1 protein-coding gene and 2 pseudogenes are annotated in these 2,385 nt (G+C 28.0%); all 3 read right to left on the bottom strand.

Annotated elements, in window-relative coordinates; all coding sequences use genetic code 4:
- Positions 1-1,165 (bottom strand): annotated as a pseudogene (locus tag N1F73_RS03575) (conjugation protein); the annotation flags it as partial.
- A 3-nt stretch (positions 1,166-1,168) separates the two neighbouring features.
- The gene (locus tag N1F73_RS03580; RefSeq protein WP_260360140.1) at positions 1,169-1,945 is read right to left on the bottom strand and encodes an Mbov_0398 family ICE element protein; all 777 of its coding nucleotides are present in this window, start codon (positions 1,943-1,945) and stop codon (positions 1,169-1,171) included.
- A gap of 7 nt (positions 1,946-1,952) precedes the next feature.
- A pseudogene (locus tag N1F73_RS03585) lies at positions 1,953-2,385 on the bottom strand (conjugal transfer protein TraE); the annotation flags it as partial.

Raw genomic sequence — 2,385 nt, forward strand, 5'->3', positions numbered from 1 at the left:
TCTTTTCTCTCTGTTTAACGCCTATACTCTTAGTATCTTTTGGATCTCTAATTAAAACATCATCAACTAAACGAGTTGTTTTTGCATCAAAATCTACTCACTTACCTAATTCAATTTTTAATCTTTCGTCTATTTGCAAACCTTCAAAATTAGAATTAGGTTTAAATTTAACTTTAACATTATCTGCTAATAATTTCTTTTCGCCATTTCAAATAACATAAAGATTTATTTTATCGCTAGTAGCTTGCTTATAAACTAATCGCATATTGATTTTTGCAGAGGTTATATCTTCATTTAATTTTTTTATATATTCATCAAGAAATTTTTTATTAGACTTAAACCCTGATTTAGGTTTAGTATTTAAATTACCACCACTATCAGAGCTAATCATAAATTCTGTTTTATTTTGTAAAATTTCATTTTGAATTTTGTATCAACCAGTTTTTAATTCCTCATAATTATCGTGTGCTTTTTCATACTCACCACTAATATTAATAACCAGTCTTTTTGCCTGGTCTTGTGTATTTATATCAATTAAGCGACCATTTACCCATTCTCATCTGTCATATTCTATTTCTTCAAATGAAGCATAGCTAATATATTGATAATCATCGTTTTGTAATTTTATCTCAACTCTCTTACCTTTTATTAATCCTAATTTAGCATTTTCTCACTGTCTTTTAATTTCATTTTTAACACTTACATCAAGAGAACTATTTCTCATTATCTTTTGATACATAGCTTCAAAACGATTAAAATCAATTGTTGTCGATATTTCATAACCTACATGTTTTTCTCAATTATTAATGTCTTCTAAATCTTTTAAATATTTATTAAACTCTTGATCAGATACTCTTTGACCATCCGATCTAAATTGTCAAGTTAAATTTTCGTTTAAAAATATATCATCAGCACTTATTCTTCATTCACTTTCATAAAAATCTTCTCAATAAGGTGTTTTCATAAATGCTTTGTTAGAATCCACCGAAAATGATTTACTTAATTGCTGACTCCTTACATTTTTGCCTCATTCTCTAGGCAAAGAGTAATAAGTGGTAGTGCTACTAGCATCAGTTTTAAAACTAGTAGAAACAAAACATAACGGCACAGCAAACGGAGCACTTACCAGCCCAAAATTTAAAATTTTTTTTAGTTTATTTCTCATAAATTATTTACCTAGATCAAAATACTCTGCCAAAATCTCGGGATCTGTTTCGTTATTAAACTCATAATTTTCATATATTTCTTCACGTCTTTTAACTTTTGCCACTTTCTCATTTGTTTTTAAACCTTTTTCATCATTTTCAATATTTAAAATCTGACGAATTTGCTCAAAATATTTCGGCTCAACTAACAATTCCGAACCAGGATTATCAATTATCTCTTTCGAAACATCACCACCAGCCAATGCGTTTAGTAATAAATCCAGTTTTTTATTAATAATATTATTCTCAACTCTAACTTTTAAAATTTGATTAATAATGTTTGCAGTATAAGGTGATAAAGACGCATAAAATGCTTTTCTAAACGCATAAAATAAATCAACCTTCAACGATGACATTACTTTTCTTTTATCTTTTTCATCTAAAAACGAAACTACAATATCAGATAAAGCATTCGATAAAGACTGTCCTTTACCTTCAACTGTTTTACGAAATGATTTAAATTTTAAAATATCGTTTTCATCATATAACCTAAAACTTAATTGCACCCCATTATCTTGTTTTGGAGCTTCATCTTTTGCTTTCTTTTTCGGTTTTCGACCTCGTTTTTTAGGTTTTGCTTCCTTTTCTTTGCTTGTTTTATCATCTTTATATTCTATTTGTTGTGTTAATTCTTTTTCCTGCAATTCTGCTTGTTGGTTCATTAACTCGTTTTTTAAAGCTATATTTTCATATTGTTTCAATAACAATTCTTTACTCATATCTAGTTTTTCTTTATCCATAATACTCCTATAGTTCTTGTTTTCTAAAATCGCCTTGTTTAAAGTACAATCCTTTTTCATATTCGTTATATCAAACATCAATCTTAATTTTTGAGTTTAAATTCAATGAAATCATATTATTACCAATTACTCCAGCACTTAAAAATGAAGTCATTGATTTATTTAAACCACCGGTATATTCATACATCTGCTCCACTGCTTTCAAGTCTTTTTCCTTAAGCCCAAAAATAGTAGAATACTGACAATTCTGCACTATCGACTCAGCTTTAGCAGAAACTAATAAATCTGATGGCGACTGTGTTGTTAAATCTAGACCAAATAAATATTTACGTCCTGTCTTAGTTAATTTTCAAACGAAATTTAACATTATTGGACGAGAATTATCGACATACTGATGAATCTCATCGATAAATAAGACCGTATGTTTATTAGGATTTTTA

It is taken from the genome of Mycoplasma sp. HS2188 (assembly GCF_025209835.1).
Classification (GTDB): Bacteria; Bacillota_I; Bacilli_A; order Mycoplasmatales; family Metamycoplasmataceae; genus Mycoplasmopsis.